This is a genomic window from Methylobacterium sp. DB0501, from assembly GCF_011043735.1.
In the GTDB taxonomy this organism is placed as follows: Bacteria; Pseudomonadota; Alphaproteobacteria; order Rhizobiales; family Beijerinckiaceae; genus Methylobacterium; species Methylobacterium alsaeris.
The window spans coordinates 124705-149368 of record NZ_JAAKGV010000008.1 but is presented as its reverse complement, the minus strand read 5'-3'; the positions used below and the strand labels follow the sequence as shown (position 1 = coordinate 149368).

At 69.9% G+C, this 24664-nt stretch carries 23 protein-coding genes; 11 read left to right on the top strand and 12 right to left on the bottom strand.

All coding sequences use genetic code 11. The features are described 5' to 3' along the window. Positions 1-17: 17 nt before the first annotated feature. From G4G93_RS13810 to coxB, 9 genes are all read right to left on the bottom strand, one after another. Positions 18-3002, bottom strand: a complete 2985-nt coding sequence (locus G4G93_RS13810; RefSeq protein ID WP_165084978.1) for a penicillin-binding protein 1A — start codon at positions 3000-3002, stop codon at positions 18-20. Positions 3003-3080: 78 nt separating this feature from the next. Beyond that, positions 3081-3875, bottom strand: a complete 795-nt coding sequence (locus G4G93_RS13805) for an SURF1 family protein (protein ID WP_165084977.1) — start codon at positions 3873-3875, stop codon at positions 3081-3083. After that, positions 3872-4240 carry a DUF983 domain-containing protein gene (locus G4G93_RS13800; protein ID WP_165084976.1) on the bottom strand — a complete coding sequence of 123 codons (369 nt, stop codon included), beginning with the start codon at positions 4238-4240 and terminating at the stop codon, positions 3872-3874. The genes G4G93_RS13805 and G4G93_RS13800 overlap by 4 nt, the downstream gene beginning before the upstream one ends. 107 nt (positions 4241-4347) lie before the next feature. Then, the gene (locus tag G4G93_RS13795) at positions 4348-5208 is read right to left on the bottom strand and encodes a cytochrome c oxidase subunit 3 (RefSeq protein WP_165084975.1); all 861 of its coding nucleotides are present in this window, start codon (positions 5206-5208) and stop codon (positions 4348-4350) included. A 160-nt stretch (positions 5209-5368) separates the two neighbouring features. Next, complete coding sequence (locus tag G4G93_RS13790; protein WP_165084974.1) at positions 5369-5959, bottom strand: cytochrome c oxidase assembly protein; 591 nt, start codon at positions 5957-5959, stop codon at positions 5369-5371. 22 nt (positions 5960-5981) lie between these two features. Then, on the bottom strand, positions 5982-6128 hold the full coding sequence (locus G4G93_RS13785; RefSeq protein ID WP_165084845.1) for a hypothetical protein: 147 nt from the start codon (positions 6126-6128) through the stop codon (positions 5982-5984). A 35-nt stretch (positions 6129-6163) separates the two neighbouring features. Next, positions 6164-7114 carry a heme o synthase gene (locus G4G93_RS13780; protein WP_165085081.1) on the bottom strand — a complete coding sequence of 317 codons (951 nt, stop codon included), beginning with the start codon at positions 7112-7114 and terminating at the stop codon, positions 6164-6166. A gap of 191 nt (positions 7115-7305) precedes the next feature. Next, positions 7306-8934, bottom strand: a complete 1629-nt coding sequence (gene ctaD, locus G4G93_RS13775; protein ID WP_165084973.1) for a cytochrome c oxidase subunit I — start codon at positions 8932-8934, stop codon at positions 7306-7308. A 133-nt stretch (positions 8935-9067) separates the two neighbouring features. After that, on the bottom strand, positions 9068-9940 hold the full coding sequence (coxB, locus tag G4G93_RS13770; RefSeq protein WP_165085080.1) for a cytochrome c oxidase subunit II: 873 nt from the start codon (positions 9938-9940) through the stop codon (positions 9068-9070). A 310-nt stretch (positions 9941-10250) separates the two neighbouring features. Between coxB and G4G93_RS13765 the strand changes: the two genes are divergently transcribed. From G4G93_RS13765 to G4G93_RS13740, 6 genes are all read left to right on the top strand, one after another. Next, positions 10251-11159, top strand: coding sequence for a LysR family transcriptional regulator (locus G4G93_RS13765; RefSeq protein WP_165084972.1), 909 nt, complete (start codon positions 10251-10253; stop codon positions 11157-11159). A gap of 205 nt (positions 11160-11364) precedes the next feature. After that, positions 11365-11862 (top strand): formate dehydrogenase subunit gamma, encoded by a 498-nt coding sequence (locus G4G93_RS13760; protein WP_165084971.1) that lies wholly within the window; start codon positions 11365-11367, stop codon positions 11860-11862. Next, positions 11859-13421, top strand: a complete 1563-nt coding sequence (locus G4G93_RS13755; RefSeq protein ID WP_165084970.1) for an NADH-quinone oxidoreductase subunit NuoF — start codon at positions 11859-11861, stop codon at positions 13419-13421. The genes G4G93_RS13760 and G4G93_RS13755 overlap by 4 nt, the downstream gene beginning before the upstream one ends. An 11-nt stretch (positions 13422-13432) precedes the next feature. Further along, positions 13433-16294: a formate dehydrogenase subunit alpha gene (gene fdhF / locus G4G93_RS13750; protein ID WP_165084969.1), complete on the top strand. Its 2862-nt coding sequence runs from the start codon at positions 13433-13435 to the stop codon at positions 16292-16294. After that, entirely contained in the window at positions 16281-17102 is an 822-nt protein-coding gene (gene fdhD, locus G4G93_RS13745; RefSeq protein WP_246736751.1) for a formate dehydrogenase accessory sulfurtransferase FdhD, read from the top strand. Before fdhF ends, fdhD begins: the two co-directional genes overlap by 14 nt. 24 nt (positions 17103-17126) lie before the next feature. Continuing rightward, the gene (locus tag G4G93_RS13740; protein WP_165084967.1) at positions 17127-17417 is read left to right on the top strand and encodes a formate dehydrogenase subunit delta; all 291 of its coding nucleotides are present in this window, start codon (positions 17127-17129) and stop codon (positions 17415-17417) included. An 11-nt stretch (positions 17418-17428) separates the two neighbouring features. On the opposite strand, the gene G4G93_RS13735 is transcribed toward G4G93_RS13740, so the two are convergent. Both G4G93_RS13735 and G4G93_RS13730 read right to left on the bottom strand, forming a co-directional pair. After that, entirely contained in the window at positions 17429-18283 is an 855-nt protein-coding gene (locus tag G4G93_RS13735) for an alpha/beta fold hydrolase (RefSeq protein ID WP_165084966.1), read from the bottom strand. A gap of 104 nt (positions 18284-18387) precedes the next feature. Beyond that, positions 18388-20133 (bottom strand): DUF3369 domain-containing protein, encoded by a 1746-nt coding sequence (locus G4G93_RS13730; RefSeq protein WP_165084965.1) that lies wholly within the window; start codon positions 20131-20133, stop codon positions 18388-18390. A 344-nt stretch (positions 20134-20477) separates the two neighbouring features. Between G4G93_RS13730 and G4G93_RS13725 the strand changes: the two genes are divergently transcribed. The 4 genes from G4G93_RS13725 to G4G93_RS13710 all read left to right on the top strand — a co-directional run bounded on the left by G4G93_RS13725 (position 20478) and on the right by G4G93_RS13710 (position 23123). Further along, entirely contained in the window at positions 20478-20708 is a 231-nt protein-coding gene (locus G4G93_RS13725; protein ID WP_165084964.1) for a hypothetical protein, read from the top strand. 235 nt (positions 20709-20943) lie between these two features. Beyond that, on the top strand, positions 20944-21666 hold the full coding sequence (locus G4G93_RS13720; protein ID WP_165085079.1) for a response regulator: 723 nt from the start codon (positions 20944-20946) through the stop codon (positions 21664-21666). Positions 21667-21797: 131 nt separating this feature from the next. Continuing rightward, positions 21798-22637 carry a serine O-acetyltransferase gene (gene cysE / locus G4G93_RS13715; RefSeq protein ID WP_165084963.1) on the top strand — a complete coding sequence of 280 codons (840 nt, stop codon included), beginning with the start codon at positions 21798-21800 and terminating at the stop codon, positions 22635-22637. 288 nt (positions 22638-22925) lie between these two features. Further along, positions 22926-23123, top strand: a complete 198-nt coding sequence (locus G4G93_RS13710; RefSeq protein ID WP_206289771.1) for a DUF3126 family protein — start codon at positions 22926-22928, stop codon at positions 23121-23123. 5 nt (positions 23124-23128) lie between these two features. Here G4G93_RS13710 and G4G93_RS13705 read toward each other — a convergent pair whose 3' ends face one another. Next, positions 23129-23929, bottom strand: coding sequence for a hypothetical protein (locus tag G4G93_RS13705; RefSeq protein ID WP_165084961.1), 801 nt, complete (start codon positions 23927-23929; stop codon positions 23129-23131). Between the two features lie 276 nt (positions 23930-24205). Between G4G93_RS13705 and G4G93_RS13700 the strand changes: the two genes are divergently transcribed. Then, positions 24206-24535 carry a DUF6949 family protein gene (locus G4G93_RS13700; RefSeq protein ID WP_165084960.1) on the top strand — a complete coding sequence of 110 codons (330 nt, stop codon included), beginning with the start codon at positions 24206-24208 and terminating at the stop codon, positions 24533-24535. Positions 24536-24664 lie beyond the last annotated feature (129 nt).

The window sequence follows — 24664 nt, the reverse complement described above, 5'->3', positions numbered from 1 at the left end:
GGTGTCCTGTCTCGAGGTCAGTAGGTCGGGTCGTCGCCGAACGGATAGTCCGGGTCGCGCCGGCGCGGCCGGCGGATGTATTCGTCGTCGTCGCCGAAGGGCGAGCGGCTGCGCGCACCCGGCCAGACCGGCTCGGGCGGCTGGACCGGCTGGGACCGGCGGGCATAGGGGCGCGGCTCCGGCCGGCCGAACAGCGATCCGAACGGGTCGAAGCGGTCGGCATCCGGCGCCGTGTCGGGGGCGGGCATGCCGGGATTCTCGCCCTCCAGGGCGTCGCCGTCCTGCTCGCTGTCGGGCCGCATGGCGTAGATCTGCTCCTGCGGCACCAGGCGGAAGCGGGTGTCGGCGAGGCGGCCGTCGACCGAGAGGCGGAAATGCTCCATCAAGCCGCCGCCCGCGACCCGGCTGCCGGAGCGCAGGTCGATCGGCGCGTCGGCGATCAGGCGCTTGGCCTCCGGGCTCGGGCCGGAGAGCGGCGTCTTGGCCACACCGTTGGCCCAGGCGGCCTGGAGCACCTGCGAGAAGATCGGCACCGAGAGGTGGCCGCCGGTCTGGCCGCGGCCCAGCGTCCGGCGCTTGCCGTCGGCATTGTCGTAGCCGACCCAGGCGACGATGGTGATCTCGTTGGTGAAGCCGGCGAACCAGGCGTCGTTCTCGTCCTCCGACGTGCCGGTCTTGCCGGCGACGTAGGGCGAGAAGCGCGCCAGGGCGGCGGCCGTGCCGCGCTGGGTCACGCCCTGGAGCAGGCTCTTCAACTGGTAGAACGCCACACGGTCGGCCGAGCCGATGCGGGCGAGCGGCCGGTCGGCATGCTGGTAGAGCACCTTGTCGCCCTGCGTCACGCTCTCGAGACCGTAGGGCGACGGCCGCTCGCCCTCGTTGGCGACAGCCGCGTAGAAGGTGGCGAGGTCGATCATCCGCACCGGCTGGGCGCCGAGCACGAAGGGATAGTAGCGCTCGCACTCGGCGTAGAGCTGGGCCTCCAGCGCGATGTCGCAGACCTTCGTCAGGCTCGCCGGCGCCTTCTCGGCGATGCCGCCCTTCAGGAGCTGGGCGGTGACGAGATTCTTCGAGTGTTCGAGGCCGCGGCGCAGGGTGGTGGGGCCGGAGCCGCCGCCCTCGTAGTTCTTCGGCGACCATGAATCGCCCACACCGCCGATCGGCGGCAGCGTGACGCGCGCGTCCATCACCAGGGTGTTGGGCTGGAGGCCGGCATTGAGCGCGGCGAGGTAGGTCAGGGGCTTCAACGTCGAGCCGGGCTGGCGCACGCTCTGGGTCACCCGGTTGAGCTGGCTCAACGGATAGGAGAAGCCGCCCGCCATGGCGAGGATGCGCCCGGTGCGGTTCTCCAGCACCAGCGCCGCGCCCTGGACCTGCGGCCGGATGCGCAACTCGGCCCGGGGGCCGCCCTTGGCTTCCGACAGCTTCACCCGCACCACGTCGTAGGGAGAGAGCCGCCCGCGGGCGGCGCCCGGGTTCAGGCTCGCCACCCGCCCGTCGGGCAAGCCGACCCGCGCGCCGCCCTGGCCACCGGTCGAGAGCACGATCGCGGCCGGCCAGTGCACGTCGTAGAGCGGCAGGCGCGCGGTCTCGAGCGCCCGCTGCCAGGCGGGCTTCGGGCCGGCGGGCTTGCCCGCCTTCGCCTGCTTCTGGCCCTTCTTCCCCTTCGGCGAGGGCTCGGGAGCGGGGACGGGCGCCGGCTCGGGCGCCGGGGCGGCGGCCTCGATGCGGCGCACGGCATCGGCGAGGTTCGCCTCGGGCCCCTCGTAGCGGGCACGGCCGGTCGAGGCCTCGTAGCGCGACAGGCTCTCCTGCAGGATGCCCTCGGTCGCCTCCTGGAGTCCGGCATTGAGGGTCGAGCGCACCGTGTAGGCGCCGGCGGTCAGCGAATCGAGGCCGGCGAGCGTGCGCGCCTCGCGGGTGAGATGGTCGACGAAGTGGAAGCCGGCATCCTGGCGCAGGCGCTCCAGCGGCGCGAGGCCCAGGGGAGCGGCCAGCGCCGCGTTCATCTCGGCTTCCGTGATCGCGCCCTCCTCCTTCATGCGGGTGAGGACGTAGGCGCGCCGCTCCCGCGCCCGGTCGGGGTAGCGGTCGGGATTGTAGAAGTTCGGGCCCTTCGGCATCCCGCCGAGGAGGGCCGCCTCGGCGATGGTCAGGTCCTTGACCGACTTGCCGAAATAGCTGCGCGCCGCCATCTCGACGCCGTAGGCGCTGCGGCCGAGATAGATGCCGTTGAGGTAGAGGCCGAGGATCTCGGGCTTCGTCATCACCCGCTCGGCCCGGGCCGCGACGATCATCTCGCGGATCTTGCGCTCGTAGGTGACGTCGTCGCCGACGGACAGGTTCTTCACCACCTGCTGGGTGATGGTCGAGCCGCCCTGCGGCCGGCCGGGCGAGGCGAGGTTGCCGATGAAGGCGCGGATCACCCCGCGCTCGTCGATGCCGTGATGGGTGAGGAAGCGCTTGTCCTCGGCCGCGATGAAGGCGTTCTGGACCAGGGCCGGGATCTCGCCGATCGGCACCGCGACGCGCCGGCCGTTCGGCTCGAAGGTCTCGGAGAAGCGCAGCCCTCGCCCGTCGAGGATCGTGGTCGCGCCGGGCAGCCGCAGGGTCTTGAGGGCGTTGGCGTCCGGCAGGTCGGCGACCGCCTTGTTGTAGAACTCGATCACGTCCTGCGCCACGAAGGGCGAGTTCGCCGGGTTCTCGCCCTTGCAGAACTGCTTGTAGCTCGTGTTGAGCTCGCCGATATCGAGGCCGTGCAGCAGCTTCGACTCGCCGGCGACCGCCTTCGGGTCATCCATCGCGGTCGAGATCAGGTCGTCGAGGTTGATGTCCTCGATGTCGAAGGCCTTGCGCATGTGGGCGCAGCCGTCGCGCAGGAGCTGCACCACCACGGGGGCGTCCTTCGCCGGATCGAACTGCGTCCGGATCGCCTCCGGGCGGGTGGTGACCTGGCTCAGCGTCAGGGCCGTGGCAAACAGCTTGATGAGGATCGCGTTCATCGATGACCAGAGGGCCGGAAGGCGCCCGAGGGAAGAGGCGCCCGGCGGCCTGAACGGAGCCTGGACAACGCGGCTGTTTTAAGGACGCGGCGGGGCCGCCGCGGAGGAGGGCGGGCTCTCCACAGCGTCACCGCGCAGGCGACGCAAGGCGAAGGCGACGAACACGCCGACGAGGCACAGGGCGAGGCCGAACCACGTGAAGGCATATTGCAGGTGATTGTTCGGTAGGTCGACCCGGAGCTGCCCGCCCTTCGGCCAGCCGCCGGGATTCGCCGTCGCGTCGGCCTCGATCAGGTAGGGGGCGACGTTCGCCAGCCCCTTGGCGGCGGCGATGCCCGGGACGTCGCGGTTGAACCACTCGCCGGTCTGCGGGTTCGGCGCCGGCACGAACATCGCCCGCACCTCGCTCTGGCGCAGCATGCCGGTAACGGTGGTCTCGCCCTCGACCTGGCCGGCGGCGCGGCGGGCCGGATCCTTCAGCTCGGTCGGCACGAAGCCGCGATTGACCAGCACGGTGCGGCCGTCGTCGAGCCGCAGCGGCGTCACGACGTAGTAGCCCTGGAGCGCCCGGCCCGGCGTGTCGCCCGGTGCCAGTCCGTGGACCAGGGTCTCCTTGTCGTTCTGCAACCGGCCGGCGGCACGCACCCGCTCGAACTCGTCGCGGGCCGGATCGAACGCATCGAAGGCCGGCAGCGGCGCCGGCGGGTCGATCCGCGAGCGGGCGACGATCCGGTCGATCAGCGCCTCCTTCCAGGCCTTGCGCTCGAGCTGCCACACGCCGAGCCCGATCAGGATGGCGAGGCAGACGAGGGTGGCGAGGGCGGGGGCCAGGAGGTCGCGCAGGGCCGCCCGCCGCTCCGGTGCGATGCTCACCGGAAACGCCCCTGCGCGGCCTTGTTGGAATATTGCAACGCCGCCATCATGCCCTTGAGCGGGCGGACCAGGAGCAGGCTCAGCACGATCGAGAGCGGCGCCCAGAGCGCGGCGTGGACCCACATCGGCGGCTCGTAGGCGAACTCCACCCACATCGCCAGCGCCACCACCACGATACCGACGATCGACATCACGAAGAAGGCCGGGCCGTCGGCCGAGTCGATGAAGCGGAAATCGAGGCCGCAGACCTCGCAGGACGGGCGGAAGCTGAGGAAGCCCTTGAACAGGTGCCCCTCGCCGCAGCGCGGGCAGCGGCCGCGCAGGCCCACGCTCGCCGGCGAGTCGACGGTGCGGTTGGTGTCCATGGGCTCAACTCCTGAACGCGGGGGTTCCAGCGCGATCTGGGGGGCGTCTCGTCATAAGAAAAGGGCGGCTTGCGCCGCCCTCTCGTGATCCTGATGCGGCGGCGCGGTCAGTGCGCGGCGGCGTGGCCGACGCCCGAGCCCCAGACGTAGATGGCGGCGAAGAGGAACAGCCACACCACGTCGACGAAGTGCCAGTACCAGGCCGCGAACTCGAAGCCGAGATGCTGGCGCGGGGTGAACTGGCCGAGATAGGCCCGGTACAGGCAGATCGCCAGGAAAATCGTGCCGATGATGACGTGGGCGCCGTGGAAGCCGGTCGCCATGAAGAAGGTCGCCGAGTAGATGCTGCCCGAGAAGCCGAAATGGGCGTGGCCGTACTCGTAGGCCTGGACGAAGGAGAACAGCACGCCGAGCGCGATGGTCAGCCAGAGGCCGTACTTCATGCCCTTGCGGTCGTTATTCAGCAGCGCGTGGTGCGCCCAGGTGATCGTGGTGCCCGAGGTGAGCAGGATCAGGGTGTTGAGCAGCGGCAGGTGCCAGGGATCGAACGCCTCGACGCCCTTCGGCGGCCACAGGCCCCCGGTGAACTCGACCCGCGACGCCTGGATCGGGTCGCCGGTATAGAGCGCCGCCTCGAAGTAGGCCCAGAACCAGGCGACGAAGAACATCACCTCGGAGGCGATGAACATGATCATGCCGTAGCGGTGCGACAGCTGCACCACCCGGGTGTGGTCGCCGGTATTGGCCTCGTGCGCGACGTCCCGCCACCAGCTGAGCATGGTGTAGAGCACGCCGATCACGCCGGCGAAGAAGACGTAGGGCCCGAGCGCCATGTTGGCGATCGTCAGGCTCTTCATCCACAGGACGGCGCCCGACGTCATCACGAAGCCGCTCATCGAGCCGACGAGCGGCCACGGGCTCGGATTGACGAGGTGGTAGTCGTGGTGCTTCCCGTGCGCCTCGGCCATCGTGTCGGGTCTCCTGCCTGGTCCTGGGACCGGTCGCGCCCCGCGCCGGCCGTGGATTTTAGGTTCGCGGGGCGGCTCGTTCCCGCGGCGCCGCGGCGTTTCCCGCCCCCGGCATTCCACGGTCACGCTTTAATGCCGCCCCGCCGGGGTTGTCACCTCGTCAATTCGCCTTGGTCCCCGCCGGCGTCGCGAGGGCCGCCTGCGGCTGGCCGTTCTTCGACGCGAAGTAGGTGTAGGATAGGGTCATCTCGGAGAGGTCGCGCGTGTTCGGGTCGTCCTTGATGCCGGGTTCGACGTAGAACACGACCGGGAAATCCATGGTCTCGCCGGGCTTGAGCGTCTGCTCGTTGAAGCAGAAGCACTGCACCTTGACGAAGTAGCCGCCGGTCAACCCCGGTTGGACGTTGAACGTCGCGATGCCGGTGCTCGGCACCGTGCCGGTATTGGTGACGCGGAAGAACACCGTCTGGGTCGCGCCGAGCTGGGCCTCGACCTGCGGCGTCTCCGCCACGAAGCGCCAGGGCAGGCCGGGCGCGACGTTGGTGTCGAAATGCACCACCATCTTGTCCTGGCTCACCGTACGGGAGGCGGCGCCGCGCAGCGGCGTACCGTCATAGCCGGTCGCCTTGCAGAACAGGTCGTAGAGCGGCACGAAGGCGAAGGCGAGCGCCGTCATGCCGACCACGATGCCCAGGCAGGCGAGCGCCGTATGGCGGGCCTTCTTCTGCATCCGAGTCCGTGGATCGGTCATGACGGGGTCGCCTCGCGGATCGTCACAGCGGCCGGTTGAGGACCTGGGGGCCGAGCTTGGCGATCGTCAGCACGTAGAAGATCAGGACCAGCGCGGCGAGCACCATCGCGATCGCGATGGAGCGCTTGCGCCGGCGCTGGATCTCGTCGGGGGTGAGTTGCTGGGGCACCGGACTCATCGCTGCATCACCGAGGGGAGGGCGGTTCAGCCGAGGACAGGCCGGAACAGCCCGAGGCCCTGTTCCGCCAGGAGGGCGGAGAAGAGCAGGAACAGGTAGAGGATCGAGAAGCCGAACAGGCTCATCGCCGCCTTGTTGGCCGCCTCGCCCTCGCGCCGGCGCAGCACCTGGACGCTGAGCGCCACCATGGCGAGCCCGCCGACGAGGCCGACGAGGCCGTAGATCATCCCGCCGAAGCCGAGGAAGACCGGGGCGAGGCCGAGCGGGGCCAGCAGCACCGAATAGGCGAGGATCTGGCGGCGGGTCGAATCGGGACCCGCCGTGTTCGGCATCATCGGGATGCCGGCGCGGGCGTATTCGCCGGCCTTGACCAGGGCGAGCGCCCAGAAATGCGGCGGCGTCCAGATGAAGATGATCAGGAACAGGACCGTGCCCTCGACCCCGATCGAGCCGGTGACCACCGCCTGGCCGATCATCGGCGGCAGGGCGCCGGCAGCGCCCCCGATCACGATGTTCTGCGCCGTCGAGCGCTTCAGCCACATCGAGTAGATCACGGCGTAGAACACGATGGTGAAGGCGAGCAGCCCCGCCGACAGCCAGTTCGCCGCGAGCCCGAGCACCAGCACCGAGCCGACCGAGAGCGTCAGGCCGAAGGACAGGGCCTCGCCCGGCTGGATCCGGCCGGCCGGGATCGGCCGGGTGCGGGTGCGGGTCATCACCGCGTCGACATCGGCGTCCCACCACATGTTGAGGCAGCCCGAGGCGCCGGCCCCGACCGCGATCATCAGGAGCGAGATCGCCCCGATCACCGGGTTCACGTGCGACGGCGTCACCGTCATCCCGACGAGCGCGGTGAAGATCACCAGGGCCATCACCCGGGGCTTCAGGAGCGCGAAGTAATCCGCGACCTCGCCGCCGGAGGTGGTCGCCTCGACGAAGGGACGGTCGGAGATCGCAGAATTCGACAGGGTGGTCATGCTGGGTGTCGCGGCCATCGTCTCGGGGTTTCGGGTGTCGCGCTCCTCGCCGGAACGCCCGCGCGGGCGCTCGGGGGAAGAGCGAGGACCGCCGTTCGGCGGTCCTCCGTCAGACCTGCTCCGGATTTCGGGGCCTGTCTGCTCGCTATGTTGGTCCGCCGCGGGATTTCGCGGCGAACCGGGTCTCGCGCTCAGTGGGCGTGGGACGGCTCGTCCACGATCACCGGCAGGGTCTCGTACTGGTGGAAGGGCGGGGGCGACGACAGGGTCCACTCGAGGGTGGTGGCACCCTCGCCCCACGGGTTGTCCGCGGCCCGCTCCTTGGAGCGGAAGGCGAGGACGACGCCGATCACGAACACGACCATGCCGAGGGCGAAGATGTGCCCGCCCATGGTGGCGACGTAGTGCCAGCCCGCGAAGGCCTCCGGATAGTCGGCATAGCGACGCGGCATGCCGGCGAGACCCAGGAAGTGCATCGGGAAGAACAGCACGTTGGCGCCGATGAAGGCGAGCCAGAAGTGCAGCTTGCCGGCCCACTCGGGGATGATGCGGCCGGTCATCTTCGGGAACCAGTAGTAGACGCCGGCGAAGATGATGAACACCGCGCCGAGCGACAGCACGTAGTGGAAGTGCGCGACGACGTAGTACGTGTCGTGCAGGTAGCGGTCGACGGCGGCGTTGGCCAGGATCACGCCGGTGACGCCGCCGACGGTGAACAGGAACACGAAGCCGACGGCCCAGTGCATGGCGGCGGTGAAGCGGATCGAGCCGCCCCACATCGTGGCGATCCAGGAGAAGATCTTCACGCCGGTGGGGACCGCGATCACCATCGTGGCGAACACGAAGTAGGACTGGGTCTGGAGGGTCAGGCCGACCGTGTACATGTGGTGGGCCCACACCACGAAGCCGACGACGCCGATCGCCACCATCGCGTAGGCCATCGCCAGGTAGCCGAAGACCGGCTTGCGCGAGAAGGTCGAGATGATGTGCGAGACGATGCCGAAGGCCGGCAGGATCATGATGTAGACTTCGGGGTGGCCGAAGAACCAGAACAGGTGCTGGTACAGGATCGGGTCACCGCCGCCAGCCGGGTCGAAGAAGGTCGTGCCGAAGTTGCGGTCGGTCAGCAGCATGGTGATCGCGCCGGCGAGAACCGGGAGCGACAGCAGCAGCAGGAAGGCGGTGACGAGCATCGACCAGGCGAACAGCGGCATCTTGTGCAGGGTCATCCCCGGCGCGCGCATGTTCAGGATGGTGGTAATGAAGTTGATGGCGCCGAGGATCGAACCGGCGCCCGACAGGTGCAGGGCGAAGATCGCGAAGTCGACGGCCGGGCCGGGATGGCCGGCGGTGGAGAGCGGCGGGTACACGGTCCAGCCGGTGCCGGCGCCGACCGCGCCCGGGGCGCCCTCGACGAACAGCGAGCAGACCAGGCTCATGAAGCCCGCGACCGTCAGCCAGAACGAGATGTTGTTCATGCGCGGGAACGCCATGTCCGGCGCGCCGATCATCAGCGGCACGAACCAGTTGCCGAACCCGCCGATCAGGGCCGGCATCACCATGAAGAACACCATGATGAGGCCGTGCCCGGTCACGAACACGTTGTAGGTCTGCGGGTTGGAGAAGTACTGCAGGCCGGGGGCCTCCATCTCCATCCGGATGCCGAAGGACAGGAACGCGCCGACGATGCCCGCCGAGAAGGCGAACAGCAGGTAGAGCGTGCCGATGTCCTTGTGGTTGGTCGAGTTGAACCAGCGCTGGAAGAACGGTGGCGTGTGGTCGTGGGCGTGGTCGTGCCCTGCCGCAACGGCTTGAGCCATGGGGTCAGCCTTCTTCGGGGAATGTCTCAGTCGGTCGGTCTGTCTGGGGGGCGGGGGGCGCGTGCCGCGCCGCCCCGCATCATGAAATCAGTCGGCGTTCGCGAAGCGGATTACTTCGCTGGCGCGAACGGCCTTATTGCGCTTGCGCGAACTTGGCGCCGCCGTCGGTGCGGGCGAACTTGGTCTTGGCCTCGGCGGTCCAGGCCTGGAAGGCCTGCTCGCTCACCACCTTCACGGTGATCGGCATGTAGGCGTGGCGCTGGCCGCACAGCTCGGAGCACTGGCCGTGATAGACGCCCTCGCGGTCGGCCTTGAACCAGAACTGGTTGAGGCGGCCGGGGATCGCGTCGATCTTGAAGCCGAAGGACGGCATCGCCCAGGAATGCATCACGTCGGCGGCGGTGACCTGGATCTTCACGATCTTGTTCACCGGCACCACCATCTCGTTGTCGGTGGCGAGGAGCTTGGGCTGGCCGGACTTCACCTGGTCCTCGCCCTCGAGCAGGTTGGCGTCGAACTTGAAGCCGCCGACGGATTCCGGGTACTCGTAGGACCAGTACCAGGCGTGGCCGATGACCTTGACCATCAGGTCGGCCTTCGGGTCCGAGAGCTGCGTGCGCAGCACCCGGAACGACGGGATCGCGATCGCCACCAGGATCAGCACCGGAACGATCGTCCAGGCGACCTCCAGCATCGTGTTGTGGGTGGTGCGCGACGGGGTCGGGTTCTTCGTCTCGTTGAACTTGACCACCACCGCGATCAGCAGGGCGAGCACGAACAGGACGACGACGAGCATGATCCAGTTCAGCAGGTGGTGGAAATTGTAGATTTCCGTCGCCACCGCGGTGACCGGCACCTGCAGGTCCATCTGCCACGGCACCGGCTGGCCCACGCCCGCCGCGTTCGCCACGGTGACGCTGCCGAGGAGCCCGGTCGTCGCCAGCGCCGCGGCGCCTCCCCAGAAGCCCCGGCCCGTCGACCGTTCTTGCGCCCTCGCCATCCCCATGGTGCCCTCGATGCTCCCCAACAGGCTGTCTGCCGGCAACGGCTGCCCGCGCGGCGGGAGCGCCGTCCTGTCTCGGCCGTCGATTGCCGGCCCGCCGCCCTGCGGCCGTAAGCCGGCCGAGACCCGGTCGGCGTCTCTCACCACACTGGCGCCGCAAGCGCAACGGCGTTGGCGTCGCATCGGCGGGTGGAATTCGCCTGTGGGCACTGGACATTCGTCGTGAGCCTCGAATGATTCCGCGTTGTCGGGCGCGATTGCGCGCTCCCTTCCGGGCAGTCCGACGGGCCTGTCGATCCTTCATGAGTCCTCGATGATCGAGCGCCTCGAATTCATCCTGGCGCTGGCCCGCGAGCAGCATTTCGGCCGCGCCGCCCAGGCCTGCGGGGTGTCGCAGCAGACCCTGTCGGCGGGGGTGAAGCAGCTCGAGGAGCGGCTGGGTGTGCTTCTCGTGCAACGCGGCTCGCGCTTCCAGGGGTTCACCCCGGAGGGCGAGCGGGTGCTCGAATGGGCGCGGCGCATCGTCGGCGACGCCCGCGCCATGCGCCAGGAGGTGGCGGCCCTGCGCCGCGGCCTCTCGGGCACGCTCCGGATGGCGGCGGTGCCGACCGCGACCCCGATGGTGGCGGCGCTCACCACGCCGTTCCGGGCCCGCCACCCGGCGGTGCGCTTCTCGGTGCAATCGGCGACCTCGCACGAGATCATCCGGCAGATCGCCAATCTCGAGCTCGATGCCGGCCTCACCTACATCGAGGACGAGCCCCTCGGCCGCGTCACCGCGCTGCCGCTCTACCGCGAGCACTACCGTCTGCTCACCGCCGCCGACGGGATCTATGGCGGGCGCGAGAGCGTGACCTGGGCCGAGGTCGGGCGCATCCCGCTCTGCCTGCTGACACCGGCGATGCAGAACCGGCGCATCATCGACCGTCACCTGCGCGCCGCCGGGGCCGAGCCGGCGCCGCTCCTCGAATCGAACTCGATGATCGTGCTCGTCACCCACGTCCGCACCGCCAAGTGGGCGAGCATCATGCCGGCGGCCCTCGCCGAGACCTTCCGCCTGACCGAGCGGGTGCGGGCGGTGCCGATCACCGATCCGGACGTGAGCCACATGATCGGGCTCGTCGTGCCCGAGCGCGACCCGATGACGCCGCTGGTCGCCGCCTTCCTGGCCGAGGCGCGGGTGATCGCACCCGACCTCGCGGCGGAGGTGGCAGCTCTCTGACGCAGGGAGAGGTCGGGCCGTCACTGTTGCGAGCGGTCCACCGTCGAACTTTCGTCGCAGGGCCGCGCGCTTGTTCGATCTTTCTCCCGCGAGCAGGCCGGTTTCAACAAAAATTCCTTGTCGTACCACCGAACCGCGCGATTGATCTGACGGCCCAGACCGAGGAGGGTGCAGCCTAGAACGATAACGATCTGGGCTGGAAAACATGCCGAGCCACGAAACTGGTCGAGGCGCGGGCCGGGAGCCCTGGGACGCCGTGCGGGCGGCGGGGATCATCGCCGAGCACGCCCATCGCGAGGGCGCCACGCTTCCGATCCTGCACGCGCTCCAGGAGACCTTCGGCTACGTCGACGGAGAGGCGGTACCGCTGATCGCCGACGCGCTGAACCTGTCGCGGGCCGAGGTCCACGGCTGCATCACCTTCTACCACGATTTCCGCAAGGAGCCGGCGGGGCGCCACACCGTGAAGCTGTGCCGGGCCGAGGCCTGCCAGGCGATGGGGGCCGATACGCTGCACGAGGACGTCCTGCGCCGCTACGACGTCGCCTGGCACGGCACGAGCCGCGACGGGCGGGTGACGGTGGAGCCGGTCTTCTGCCTCGGGCTGTGCGCCTGCGGCCCCGCCGCCCTGGTCGACGGCGAGCCGGTCGGCCGCCTCGACCTCGACACCCTGGCGGATGCCCTGACGGAGCGCGCCACGTGAGCATCACCCTCTACCTGCCCAAGGATGCCGCGAGCCTCGCTCTCGGCGCCGACCGCGTCGCGAAGGCGCTGATCCGCGCGGCCGAGGCCCGCGGCCTCGACATCACCCTCGTGCGGACCGGCTCCCGCGGCATGCTGTGGCTGGAGCCGCTCCTCGAGGTGGCGACGCCGGAGGGGCGCATCGCCTACGGGCCGGTGCGGCCGGGCGACGTCGAAGCGCTGCTCGATGCCGGGCTGGCGGAGGGCGGCGCCCATTCCCTGCGCATCGGCCGGCCCGAGGAGCATCCCTACCTCGCGCGCCAGCAGCGCCTGACCTTCGGCCGGTGCGGCATCGTCGATCCGGCCACGGTCGAGGCCTACCGGGCCCATGGCGGCTATCGCGGCCTCGAAGCGGCCCTGGCGGCCGGTCCCGCCGGGACCGTCGAGGCGGTGAAGGCCTCGGGCCTGCGCGGCCGCGGTGGCGCCGGCTTCCCGACCGGCATCAAGTGGAACACGGTGATGCTGGCGCAAGCGCCGCAGAAATACGTGGTCTGCAACGCCGACGAGGGTGATTCCGGCACCTTCGCCGACCGGATGCTGATGGAGGGCGATCCGCTCACGCTGATCGAGGGCATGACGATCGCTGCCGTCGCGGTCGGCGCCACGCGCGGCTACATCTATTGCCGCTCCGAGTACCCGCACGCCTTCGCGGCGCTCGAGACCGCCATCGCGGCGGCCGAGCGCGCCGGCACTCTCGGCGCGAACGTGCTGGGGTCGGGCCACGCCTTCCACCTCGAAGTGCGGCTCGGGGCCGGCGCCTATATCTGCGGCGAGGAGACCTCGCTGCTGGAAAGCCTGGAGGGCAAGCGCGGCCTCGTGCGGGCCAAGCCCCCGATCCCGGCGCTCAAGGGGCTGTTCGGGCAGCCGACGCTCGTCAACAACGTGCTCTCCTTCGCGGCGGTGCCGTGGATCATGGAGCACGGCGGCCCGGCTTACGCCGCCTACGGCATGGGCCGCTCGCTGGGCACCCTGCCGATCCAGCTCGCCGGCAACGTCGCGCGCGGCGGCCTGATCGAGACCGCCTTCGGCCTGACGTTGCGCGAGGTGATCGAGGATTTCGGCGGCGGCACCGCCTCCGGCCGGCCCCTGCGCGCGGTGCAGGTCGGCGGGCCGCTCGGGGCCTATTTCCCCGACACGCTCCTCGACACGCCGCTCGATTACGAGGCGTTCGCGGCCAAGAAGGGCCTTCTGGGTCACGGCGGAATCGTGGTGTTCGACGACACCGTCGATCTGGCCCGCCAGGCCCGCTTCGCCTTCGAGTTCTGTGCCGCCGAGTCGTGCGGCAAGTGCACGCCGTGCCGGATCGGCGCGGTGCGCGGCATGGAGACGATCGACAAGGTGCTCGCCGGCGAGTCGCCCCGCGAGAACCTCGCCCTCGTCACCGACCTCTGCGAGGTCATGACCGACGGTTCGCTCTGCGCCATGGGCGGGCTCACGCCCGTCCCGGTGATGAGCGCGCTCACCCATTTCCCGGAAGACTTCTCCGGCCGCGGCGCCAAGCTGCCGCTGGCGGCGGAGTGAGGAGGCATCCGATGGCCCTCATCAAGGAAATCGACTACGGCACCCCGATCCGCGTCTCCGACCAGACGGTGACGCTGACGATCGACGGACAGAGCGTGACGGTGCCCGCCGGCACTTCGGTGATGGCGGCGGCGATGCATGCCGGGACGCAGATCCCGAAGCTGTGCGCCACCGATTCGCTCGAGCCGTTCGGCTCCTGCCGCCTCTGCCTCGTCGAGATCGACGGGCGGCGCGGCACGCCGGCCTCCTGCACCACCCCAGCCGAGAACGGCATGGTGGTGCATACCCAGTCGGACAAGCTCGCGCGCCTGCGTAAAGGCGTGATGGAGCTCTACATCTCCGACCACCCCCTCGACTGCCTGACCTGCTCGGCCAACGGCGATTGCGAGTTGCAGACGCAGGCCGGCACGGTCGGCCTGCGCGAGGTGCGCTACGGCTATGACGGGGCGAACCACGTCTCGAAGAATTCCGAGCTTTACCTGCCGAAGGACGAGTCAAACCCGTACTTCGCCTACGACCCGTCGAAGTGCATCGTCTGCAATCGCTGCGTCCGGGCCTGCGAGGAGGTGCAGGGCACCTTCGCGCTGACCATCGCCGGCCGCGGCTTCGATTCGCGGGTGGCGGCCGGGCCGACCGACTTCTTCAACTCCGAGTGCGTCTCCTGCGGCGCCTGCGTGCAGGCCTGCCCGACGGCGACGCTCCAGGAGAAGTCGGTCATCGCCATGGGCCAGCCGGAGCATTCGGCGGTCACGACCTGCGCCTATTGCGGCGTCGGCTGCGCCTTCAAGGCCGAGATGCAGGGCGACCGGATCGTCCGCATGGTGCCCTACAAGGACGGCAAGGCCAACGAGGGCCATTCCTGCGTCAAGGGCCGCTTCGCCTACGGCTACGCCACCCACCAGGACCGCATCACCAAGCCGATGGTGCGCGACAAGATCACCGATCCCTGGCGCGAAGTGTCCTGGGAGGAGGCGATCCAGCACGCGGCCACCGCCTTCAAGCGCATCCAGGCCAAATACGGCAAGGATTCGATCGGCGGCATCACCTCGTCGCGCTGCACCAACGAGGAGGCCTACCTCGTCCAGAAGCTGGTCCGCGCCGGCTTCGGCAACAACAACGTCGATACCTGCGCCCGGGTCTGCCACTCGCCGACCGGCTACGGCCTGATGTCGACGCTGGGCACCTCGGCCGGCACCCAGGACTTCAAGTCGGTCGAGGATTCCGACGTGATCCTGGTGATCGGCGCCAACCCGACCGACGGCCACCCGGTCTTCGGCTCGCGGATGAAGAAGCGCCTGCGCCAGGGCGCCAAGCTGATCGTGATCGACCCGCGCCGGATCGACCTCGTCAAGTCGCCCCATATCCGGGCGACGCACCACCTGCCGGTCAAGCCCGGCGCCAACGTGGCGATGATCAACGCGCTCGCCCACGTCATCGTGACGGAGGGACTCGTCGACGAGGCTTACGTCCGCGAGCGCTGCGATCTCAAGGATTTCGAGATCTGGGCCCGCTTCATCGCCGACGAGCGCCATGCTCCGGAAGCGGTGCAGGAGCTGACCGGCTGCGACCCGGCCGAGGTGCGGGCGGCTGCCCGGCTCTACGCCAAGGGCGGAGCCGCGGCGATCTATTACGGGCTGGGCGTCACCGAGCACAGCCAGGGCTCGACCATGGTGATGGGCATGGCGAACATTGCCATGGCCACCGGCAATATCGGCAAGCCGGGTGCCGGCGTGAACCCGCTGCGGGGCCAGAACAACGTCCAGGGCTCCTGCGACATGGGCTCGTTCCCGCACGAGCTGACCGGCTACCGCCACGTCTCGGACGACGCCACCCGCGAGACCTTCGAGGCCCTGTGGGGCGCCGCCCTGTCGCCCGATCCCGGCCTGCGCATCACCAACATGCTGGACGAGGCCGTCGCCGGCACGTTCAAGGGCCTGTACATCCAGGGCGAGGACATCGCCCAGTCCGATCCCGACACGCACCACGTCACCGCCGGCCTGCGGGCGATGGAGTGCATCGTCATCCAGGACCTGTTCCTGAACGAGACGGCGAAATACGCCCACGTCTTCCTGCCGGGCGCCTCGTTCCTGGAGAAGGACGGCACCTTCACCAATGCCGAGCGGCGGATCAGCCGGGTGCGCCAGGTGATGGCGCCGATGGGCGGCTACGGCGACTGGGAGGGCACGATGCTGCTCTCCAACGCGCTCGGCTACCCGATGCACTACACGCATCCGTCCGAGATCATGGACGAGATCGCCCGGCTGACCCCGAGCTTCGCCGGCGTGTCCTACGCCAAGCTGGAGGAACTCGGCTCGATCCAGTGGCCCTGCAACGACAAGGCGCCGCAGGGCACGCCGATGATGCATGTGGACCGCTTCGTGCGGGGCCTCGGCCGGTTCATGCTCACCGAGTTCGTCGCTTCCGACGAGCGCACGACCCGCAAGTTCCCGCTGGTCCTGACCACCGGCCGGATCCTGTCGCAGTACAATGTCGGCGCGCAGACGCGGCGCACCGCCAACTCGCTGTGGCATCCGGAGGACGTACTGGAGATCCATCCCTTCGATGCCGAGAGCCGCGGCATCGTTGACGGCGACCTCGTCAGCCTGGAGAGCCGGTCGGGCGATATCGCCCTCAAGGCCCGGGTCACCGAGCGGATGCAGCCGGGGGTGGTCTACACCACCTTCCACCACGCCAAGACCGGCGCCAACGTCATCACCACCGATTATTCGGACTGGGCGACCAACTGCCCCGAGTACAAGGTGACGGCGGTGCAGGTTCGGCGTACCAACCGGCCCTCCGATTGGCAGGCCCGGTTCTATGAGGAAGACATCTCCCTCACCCGCATCGCCCAGACCCTCGATGCCGCCGAGTAGCGGCGTCGCGACGTGCCATCCCGCCCCGACCCTCACCGTCGCCTACGGGCGCGGGGAGGGGCGGGAGGGGGAGCGCTCGCTCGCCGTCGAGATGCCGGTGAACGTGATCTACGGCGACGTGCCCTACGCCGTCATGATGACGACGCCGGCGGACCTCGCCGACTTCGCCTACGGCTTCAGCCTGACGGAAGGGATCGTGGCGGGCGCGGACGAGATCCGCGGCGTGCGCGTCGAGACCGGGGAGGGGGGCATGCGCCTCGTCGTCGACCTGGTGCCGGGGCGCCTGCGCGAGCACCTCGCCCGCAAGCGGGCGTTGTCGGGCCGCACCGGCTGCGGCGTCTGCGGCATCGACGACCTGAAGGACATCCCGAAAGCCGAGCGGCGGGCCGCGCCGGGCGTCACGGTGTCCCTCTCGGCCGTCGAGCGCGCGGTGAGGGCACTCGACGACCTCCAGGTGCTCGGCCGCGAGACACGCGCGGTCCACGCCGCCGGTTGGGCCGGCCGCGACGGCCAGGTGCTGGCGGTGCGCGAGGACGTCGGGCGCCACAACGCCCTCGACAAGCTGATCGGCGCGCTCCTGCGCGCCGGCGCCCGACCCGAGGACGGGTTCCTCCTCATCACCAGCCGTTGCTCGTTCGAGATGGTCGAGAAGGCCGCGAGCTTCGGCGCCGCCGTGCTGGTGGCGATCTCGGCCCCGACCTCGCTCGCCGTCGAGCGCGCGGCCCTGCACGGCCTGACCCTCGCGGCGATCGCCCGCCACGACACCGTCACCCTGTTCACCGCGCCCGAGCGGCTGACCGTTCCGTGAGTTCCTTGCCGTGAGTGTTTCGCAATGAGCGCCGTCGATCCCCGCGAGAAGCTCGTCCGCATGGCGAACCAGATCGCCGCCTTCTTCCGCTCCTATCCGGAGGATGAGGCCGTCGCGGGCATCCACAAGCACATCGTGGCGTTCTGGACCCCGCGTATGCGCGACCAACTCGTCGCCTATTGCGGCGAGGCCGATCACGGCCTCGATCCGCTGGCCCTCACCGCCTTGCAGATCACCCCGAAGGCGCGCAGCCCGATTCCCGATGCGGTGACGCATCCGCACGAGCAGGGGTTGGGCGCGAGCGACGCGGGGTGAGACGAGGCGCGTCAGGCCGATGCCGCGCCATCGTCGAGGAAGCGGGCCAGGACGGAGTTGAAGGCCTCCGGCGCCTCCAGGAACGGGAAGTGCGCCCCGCCCTCGGCCTCCTCGACGATCACGAGTTCCGATCCGGCCACCTGGGCGTGGATCCATTCCTGCGAGCGTGGGTTCACGTGGCTGACGCGGCCACCGATCACGAGCGTGGGGCGGTCGATGCGGTGGAAGATGTCCCGCCAGTCGATCGCGCAGTGGTTGACGAACAGGGACGCGACGTCGTGCGGGTCGGCGCGCAGGTTCTCGGCGAGCATGAAAGCGCGCAACGCGCGCGGGATGCCCTTGGTGATCATTCCGTCGAGAAAAGCCTCCCGGGTGGCCGCGCCTTCCGGTCCCATGATCTGCGCCGCGATGGTCGTCATGGTCGCTGCGTCGAACAGGGCGCCCGCCTCGACGGCTTCCTCGTCCGTCATGCCGGGCTGGCGCATCACCGAGGCCGGCTCGTCCACGAAGACGAGGCGATCGAGGCGGGCGGTGCCGTAGAGGTCGATATAGGCCCACAGGACCGAGTTGCCCATCGAGGAGCCGAGGACGCTGGCCCGTGCGACCGCGGCGTGGTCCATCAGCTCGGCGAGGTCGACGGCGAAGCGATGGATGCGGTAGCCGCCCTCGGCCTTCGGTGAGGCGCCGTGGCCGCGGAAATCCAGCGCGATCACCCGGCGCGTCCGCGAGAATGTCTCGACCTGATGCCGGAACATCGCTGCTGACTGCGACCAGCCGTGCAGCAGGATCAGAACATCGCTCCCGTTCCCTCCGGCATCGATATAGTTCAGCACCGCGCCGTCCGAGGCGACGAAGGATCTGAGCATCGCGGCTCCCTCCCGGTGCCGCGCGGGTGGTTGAGGAATGGCGCCGCGTCGGCAGCCGAGCCTACCCTGAGGTCACCGGCAGATCCACTCCACGGCGGATGCCGTCACCGCAACTCCCCGGTGCCGTTCGGCAACCGGATCGCGAAGGTCGATCCCGCCTCGCCCGCATGGCTCTCGGCGGTCGCCCGTCCGCCATGCAGCTCGGCGATCCGCTTGACGATCGACAGCCCGAGTCCCGTCGAGCCCTCGCCGGCGGTGGGCTTGGCCGAGAGGCGCTGGAAGCGGCCGAACAGGCGGCCGATATCCTCCGGCGACAGGCCCGGCCCGTGGTCGTGCACGGCGTAGACCGTCTCGGACCCGTCCTGCTCCACCGTGACGACGATCTCGGCGCCGGCCGGCGAATACTTGATGGCGTTGGAGATCAGGTTGTCCATCGCCTCGCGCAGGCGCTCGGCGTCGCCGTGCAGCGTCAGCTGGCCGGGGATCTCGGAGCGCAGGCTCTGGCCCTTGGTCTCGGCCAAGGGCGCGTTGGCCTGCGAGACCTCCCGGGCGAGGCCCGCGAAATCGACCGGCTCGCGCCGGACCACGATGTCGAGGGCGTCGTTCATCGCATCGGCGATCAGCGTCTCGATCATGCCGGTGAGGCGGCGCGCGGTCTCGCGGATATGGCCGATCTGGGCGTGCATCGCTTCCGCCGGCTGCGGCCGCGCCTCGATCATGTCGCCCAGCATCTCGGCCCGGCCGAGGATCACGGCGAGCGGGTTCTTCAGGTCGTGGGCGACCGTGCCGAGGATCTCGGTCTTGAGCTGGTTGGCGCGGCGCAGGTCCGAGCGCTGCATGGCGAGCCGGCGATTGGCGCGCATCAATTCGCCGGTGCGCTCCACCACCCGCTGCTCCAGGCCGATATTCGCCCGCTGCAATTGCTCGTAGAGGATCACGTTGTCGAAGGCGACCGACAGGCGCGAGGTGAACAGGGCGATCAGCCCGCGGTCGGTCTCGGAGAGCGAGCGGTCCGCCTTCAGGAGGGCGACGATCTCGCTGCCGCTGGCGGTGTGGACGTAGAGCGTCGACCATTGCTCGCCGAAGGTGTGGCGCCGCTCGGCGAAGGCCTGGGCGACGATGCCCCGCACGTCCGCGTCGAGGGGCTCCTGCCCGTCCCCCCCGGCGAGGTGCTGGTAGCAGCCCGAGCCGGCGAGCACGCTGACCGCGTCCTGCGGGCCGGTATGGTCGCGCAGCACCAGGATGCCTTCGCAGGCGACGTTGAGGAGCGAGCCGACCTGGGTCAACACCCCTTCCGCCAGCCGCTGCATCGACTTGTAGTCGAGCAGCATCGGCGCGGCGTCGATGATGATCTCGAGCCCGCGCCGCGTCTCTGCCAAGCGCTTGAGCTGCTGATAGGCACGCAGGGCCGCGGTGAGGCTGGTGAACAGCTTGTCGGCGGTAAGCTCGGTCTTCGCCTTGTAGTCGTTGATGTCGTAATCGACGATGACACGCCGCTCCGGCGCCTGCCCGGGCTGGCCGGTGCGCAGGATGATGCGCACCGTATCGTCCTTCAATTCCCGCCGGACGAAGTCGACGAGCCGCAGGCCCGCATCGTCGGTCTCCATCACCACGTCGAGCAGGATCACCGCCATGCCGCCCCGGCGCGCCAGCAGGGTCCGGGCCTCCGCTGCCGAGTAGGCCGAGACCAGCTCGAGTCCGGCCCCGTCGAGGCTGTAACCGGCCAGTGCGAAGCGGGTGCCCTCGTGCACGGCGGGATCGTCGTCGACCACCATCACCGGCCAGGCGGCGGCGGGCATGCCCTCGCCGGGCTCGTCGTCCGGCAGGAAGAGGATGTCGTCGTCGCTCATCGACCGTCCGTCGGGGCCTCGCCGTCCCGGCGACCGCGGACCGTTCCGCAAGGCGTCGGGCCGCCATCCTGGCCGGGCGGGCCGGCCGGGACAAGGTCGCGACAGACGAAGTACCCCGCTTCCTTCGATTCCCCCCGTCGCGACCGATCGGCGGACGAGCTGCAACTTGGGAACGACCAGGAGGATGACGGCAGCGTCCGACATCGGACAGTCGCGACTTGTGCGCGGGAGCACATCGTCGCAGGCGAAGATCGTGGCGCAATGATCGTGCAACAGAAGCCGCCTACAAGCGCCGCGCTTGCAGAGACGCTTGTCGAGAATCTTGCAGCGAACGGAGGCACGCCATGCTTCACGTGGTCCCGGTACAAGTCGGCGCGACCGCCGCAACTCTGCCGGAGGACGCTCCCTCCTGGCGCCAGGATCTCGACGCGCTGAAGGCGCTGCTGCAGGATTCGCGCTCGCGCGGTCCGAGCATCGCCCAGATCGCCGCTCTGATCGAGGCCGAGGCGCCCGGCGCGCTCCCGGCCGAGTCGCGGGTCCGGATCGCCCAGCGGCTCGCCCATACCCTCGCGTGATGCCGGCGGCTCTGCCGGAACGAGGGAACGGATGTCGCGCGCCGCTGCCCGGCCCTGCGGCGACATCCGAGACGATACTTGCTACGACGCATCCTTGATACGACACGTGGACGCAGAGCATCCGGCACGGCATTGTCCGGTCGACGGCGCCGCGATGGCGGGGGCCGCTCCGGCACGGGGGGCGGACGAGGGGGGCGGACATGAAGGCGCGGCGCGGATCGCGGTGGGCGGCACGATGACGGGGCCGGTGCCGCACGTCGTCGTGGTGGACGACGAGCCCGATGCCCGCGCCATGGTGGGCGACTACCTGCGGATGCACGGTTTCGAGGTCAGCCTGTGCGACGGCGGCGGTGCCTTGCGCCGGCGGCTCGCCGAGGTCACGCCGGACCTGATCGTCCTCGACCTCAACATGCCGGAGGAGGATGGCTTATCGATCGTGCGCGACCTCAAGGGCCGTTCGACGATTTCCATCATCATGCTCACCGCCACCGCGAGCCCGATCGACCGGGTGGTCGGCCTCGAGCTCGGCGCCGACGATTACCTGCCCAAGCCCTGCGAGCTGCGCGAGCTCGTCGCCCGCATCCGCTCCGTCCTGCGCCGGGCGGCGCAGGCCCGCGGCCCCGCGCCCGGGCCGGCGCCGCCGGAGGCCGGCATCCGCTTCGGCCGGATGCTCGTCGACACCGAGACCCTGCGCCTGCGCGACGAGGCCGGCACCGAGCAGATCCTGACCCGCTCCGAATTCGCCCTGCTCAAGGCCTTCCTCGACAACCCCAAGCGCGTGCTGACCCGCGAGCGCCTGCTGGACCTGGCCGATGCCCGCGACCCGGAGGCGTTCGACCGGGCGATCGACGTGCGGATCAACCGCATCCGCAAGAAGGTCGAGCCAGATCCCGGCAACCCGCGCTTCATCAAGACCGTGCGCGGCATGGGATACGTGTTCCGTCCCGACGGCGATTGAACCCTGCCCCGCGCCCCGGGGGCTTGATGAACCGGGGCCGCCTCTCCACGCTATGGAGAGTGAATTCCGTCGCGCATCCGCGCGGCCGGTGGAGTTTCGTTCGCCAGCCGCCGCCGCCGAGGAGAAGGCCGTTGTCGTCCAGCCCCGCTCCCACCCATCCCGGCCCCGATCCGGTCGCCGGGACCGTCGATCCGGTCTGGCGGCGGTTGCGCCAGGAGGCCGAGGCCGTGATGCGCGACGAGCCGCGCCTGGCCTCGTTCCTGTTCGCCAGCGTCCTCAACCACGCCACCCTCGAATCGGCGGTGGCGCATCGGGTCGCCTCGCGGCTCGGCCATCCGGCGCTCACCGCCGACCTGATCGCCCAGAGCTTCGGCGAGGCGGTGGCCGACGATCCCGGCATCGGCCAGGCCTTCCGGGCCGATATCGGGGCGGTGATCGACCGCGACCCGGCCGCCGGCCGGGCGATCGAGCCGGTCCTGTACTTCAAGGGTTTCCACGCCATCCAGGCGCACCGCCTCGGCCACTGGCTGTGGACGCGCGGCCGGCGCGACCTCGCGCTCTACCTCCAGAGCCGCTCCTCCGAGGTGTTCCAGACCGATATCCACCCGGCGGCGCGGATCGGCCGCGGCATCTTCCTCGACCACGCCACCGGCCTCGTCGTCGGCTCGACGGCGGTGATCGAGGACGAGGTCTCGATGCTGCACGACGTCACCCTCGGCGGGACCGGCAAGCATGGCGGCGACCGCCACCCGAAGATCCGCCAGGGCGTGATGATCGGCGCCGGCGCCAAGATCCTCGGCAACATCGAGGTCGGGGCCCGCGCCCGGGTCGCCGCCGGCTCGGTGGTGCTGCAGGCGGTGCCGCCCTGCACCACGGTGGTGGGCGTGCCGGCCCGGGTGGTCGGCTCGGCCGGCTGCTCCGATCCGGCCCGGGCCATGGACCAGTTCATCCACCTGATGGACGGGATCTGAGGCCCCGGGATCTGAGGCCCATCGCCCCGAGGCCGCTGTGCCGCAGCCGACTTTACCGAAGCCGACTTTGCTCAAGCCGCCTTGCCGGCCCGGCCCCGCCGTGGCAAGGCGGGGGCCTCAAAGCCGCCCCTGGAGAGCCCCCGCGGCACGCCCGGCGGGGGAGGGGCGTCGTCGCATCCCGTGCCCGCGGCGCGGGGTCCTCGTTGAAAGCGGCACGCGCCCGCGCCGGATCGCTCCGGAGCCGGGCACCGCCAAGCGCGTGAAGAGGCCAGCGTGAACAAGACCGAGATGACGAAGGTGGAAGGCTACCTTCGCCGCACTTTCGCGAACCACAACATCCGGCTCGTCGCCCGTCCCAAGAAGACGGACTCGGCCGAGGTCTATATCGGCGAGGAATTCCTCGGGGTTCTGTCGGTCGACGACGAGGACGGCGACCGCTCGTTCAACTTCTCGATGGCGATCCTCGATACCGATCTCGACGAGTAGCCGGTCTACGGGCTGGGTGCGAACAGCCGCTCCAGCCCGGCGAGGCCGGCATTCCAGGCCGGCAGCCGCTCGGCCGAGAAGCGCAGGCGGAGCGAGAGCGTGCCGATCCTCACCTCGCTCTGGCAGGCGGCATCCGGCTCGGGGATGCGGCCCGTGGCGCAGCGCGCCGCGAACCGTCGTCCCTCGCCCTCCGCCAGATACAGGTCTTCGCCCTCGAACGGCGTGCCGGCCCGGAAGCGCCGGCGCATCAGGCCCTCGGGCAGCGGCTGCGCCTCGGCGGTGAGGAAGCGGGCGTAGCGCCGGACCGGGGTCAACGGCGCCTCGGTCTCGGGCGCGCGGGTGGCGGTTACCCGCATCAGGCCGGGCAGGACGGTGCCGGTCAGCTCGGTCCAGGGAATCGCCAAGTCTATCCTGTTGCCGGAGTCTATCCTGTTGCGAGCGTCGACCCGGTCGGGCGAGGCCTCGGCGGCGCCGGGCCGCACGATCCAGGCCGCCGGCAGGACCAGGGGCTGGGCGGTGAGGGCGCTGACCACCACCGGGCCCGACGGCACCGGCGGGCGGGCGAGCCAGGTGGCGACGAGCCCCGTCAGGCCGAGCGAGCCGGCGAGCCCGAGCGCCGCCGCCAGCATCAGGCGCCGGTCGGCCGGCTGGAACGCCGGCCCGGGCGGTGTCACGTCCGGCAGACCCGACGGATTTTTGGTCGGAAATCCGGCGGCATAGGGAGGGGCGTGCGGCCGGCCGATCCGGACCGAGCGCAGGACATCCCGTTCCAGTTGCGCCGCGCTGGCGCTCAGTGCAGGCCCCATGGCGCCCGCCTCCGATTCGTTCGATGCAATGCCCGAGAACGGGCATGTCCCGAACGTTCGGCTCCGACCGTTAACGGCTCCTTACCAGATCGCCGGGAGGCGACGGATTTGCCAGGGATTTGCGTTGGATCGCTCCCGCGCCGGCCCACGCCGCAGAGGGGAAGTCCCGCAATGGCACCGGCTGCAAAGATCTGTGGATAACGAAAAATTAACCATAATCAAAAATCGCGACTGGCGCAGGGTGGGACAGCCGCGGCCCCAGGAGTTTAATCTCCCATGAACCTCTCGCATTCCGCCCTCGAACATCTGCAGACGCTGGTCCTCGGCCTCGCCTTCGCCGGGCTCCTGGCGAGCGCCTTCGAATGGGCGACGGCGCGGCGCGCGAGCTTCGGCCTCCTGTCGGGCGGCGGGCTTCTGGCGCTGGTCTCCCTGCCGCTCCTGGCTTTCGGGGCGCCGTTCATCATCCTGCGCAACACCGTGCGCGGCCGGCGCATCGAGGGGCGGCCGATCCCGTTCGTGATGCTGGCGACCATCCTCGCCTGCGGCTGGAGCCTGGTCTCGGGCCGGGTGGTGCTCGACCTGGCCCATCTGGTCTCGGGGGCGTGAGGCTCGACGCCTCCCGGATCATTCTGACGGCCCTCACAGTCTCCGCGACATTCCGGGTCCGCGACGCGGAGCCCTGACTGTCGCGGAGGTCGGCATGTCCCGTCGATCCATCGACAGAGCCAATCACCC

Bases quoted from the DNA above. Each gene is read 5' to 3' on its own strand.
- G4G93_RS13810 (WP_165084978.1), bottom strand. From the start codon at position 3,002: ATGAACGCGATCCTCATCAAGCTGTTTGCCACGGCCCTGACGCTGAGC.
- G4G93_RS13800 (WP_165084976.1), bottom strand. From the start codon at position 4,240: ATGGACACCAACCGCACCGTCGACTCGCCGGCGAGCGTGGGCCTGCGC.
- G4G93_RS13795 (WP_165084975.1), bottom strand. From the start codon at position 5,208: ATGGCCGAGGCGCACGGGAAGCACCACGACTACCACCTCGTCAATCCG.
- G4G93_RS13790 (WP_165084974.1), bottom strand. From the start codon at position 5,959: ATGACCGATCCACGGACTCGGATGCAGAAGAAGGCCCGCCATACGGCG.
- G4G93_RS13780 (WP_165085081.1), bottom strand. From the start codon at position 7,114: ATGACCACCCTGTCGAATTCTGCGATCTCCGACCGTCCCTTCGTCGAG.
- ctaD (WP_165084973.1), bottom strand. From the start codon at position 8,934: ATGGCTCAAGCCGTTGCGGCAGGGCACGACCACGCCCACGACCACACG.
- coxB (WP_165085080.1), bottom strand. From the start codon at position 9,940: ATGGGGATGGCGAGGGCGCAAGAACGGTCGACGGGCCGGGGCTTCTGG.
- G4G93_RS13765 (WP_165084972.1), top strand. From the start codon at position 10,251: ATGATCGAGCGCCTCGAATTCATCCTGGCGCTGGCCCGCGAGCAGCAT.
- G4G93_RS13760 (WP_165084971.1), top strand. From the start codon at position 11,365: ATGCCGAGCCACGAAACTGGTCGAGGCGCGGGCCGGGAGCCCTGGGAC.
- fdhF (WP_165084969.1), top strand. From the start codon at position 13,433: ATGGCCCTCATCAAGGAAATCGACTACGGCACCCCGATCCGCGTCTCC.
- fdhD (WP_246736751.1), top strand. From the start codon at position 16,281: ATGCCGCCGAGTAGCGGCGTCGCGACGTGCCATCCCGCCCCGACCCTC.
- G4G93_RS13740 (WP_165084967.1), top strand. From the start codon at position 17,127: ATGAGCGCCGTCGATCCCCGCGAGAAGCTCGTCCGCATGGCGAACCAG.
- G4G93_RS13735 (WP_165084966.1), bottom strand. From the start codon at position 18,283: ATGCTCAGATCCTTCGTCGCCTCGGACGGCGCGGTGCTGAACTATATC.
- G4G93_RS13730 (WP_165084965.1), bottom strand. From the start codon at position 20,133: ATGAGCGACGACGACATCCTCTTCCTGCCGGACGACGAGCCCGGCGAG.
- G4G93_RS13725 (WP_165084964.1), top strand. From the start codon at position 20,478: ATGCTTCACGTGGTCCCGGTACAAGTCGGCGCGACCGCCGCAACTCTG.
- G4G93_RS13720 (WP_165085079.1), top strand. From the start codon at position 20,944: ATGACGGGGCCGGTGCCGCACGTCGTCGTGGTGGACGACGAGCCCGAT.
- G4G93_RS13710 (WP_206289771.1), top strand. From the start codon at position 22,926: ATGACGAAGGTGGAAGGCTACCTTCGCCGCACTTTCGCGAACCACAAC.
- G4G93_RS13705 (WP_165084961.1), bottom strand. From the start codon at position 23,929: ATGGGGCCTGCACTGAGCGCCAGCGCGGCGCAACTGGAACGGGATGTC.
- G4G93_RS13700 (WP_165084960.1), top strand. From the start codon at position 24,206: ATGAACCTCTCGCATTCCGCCCTCGAACATCTGCAGACGCTGGTCCTC.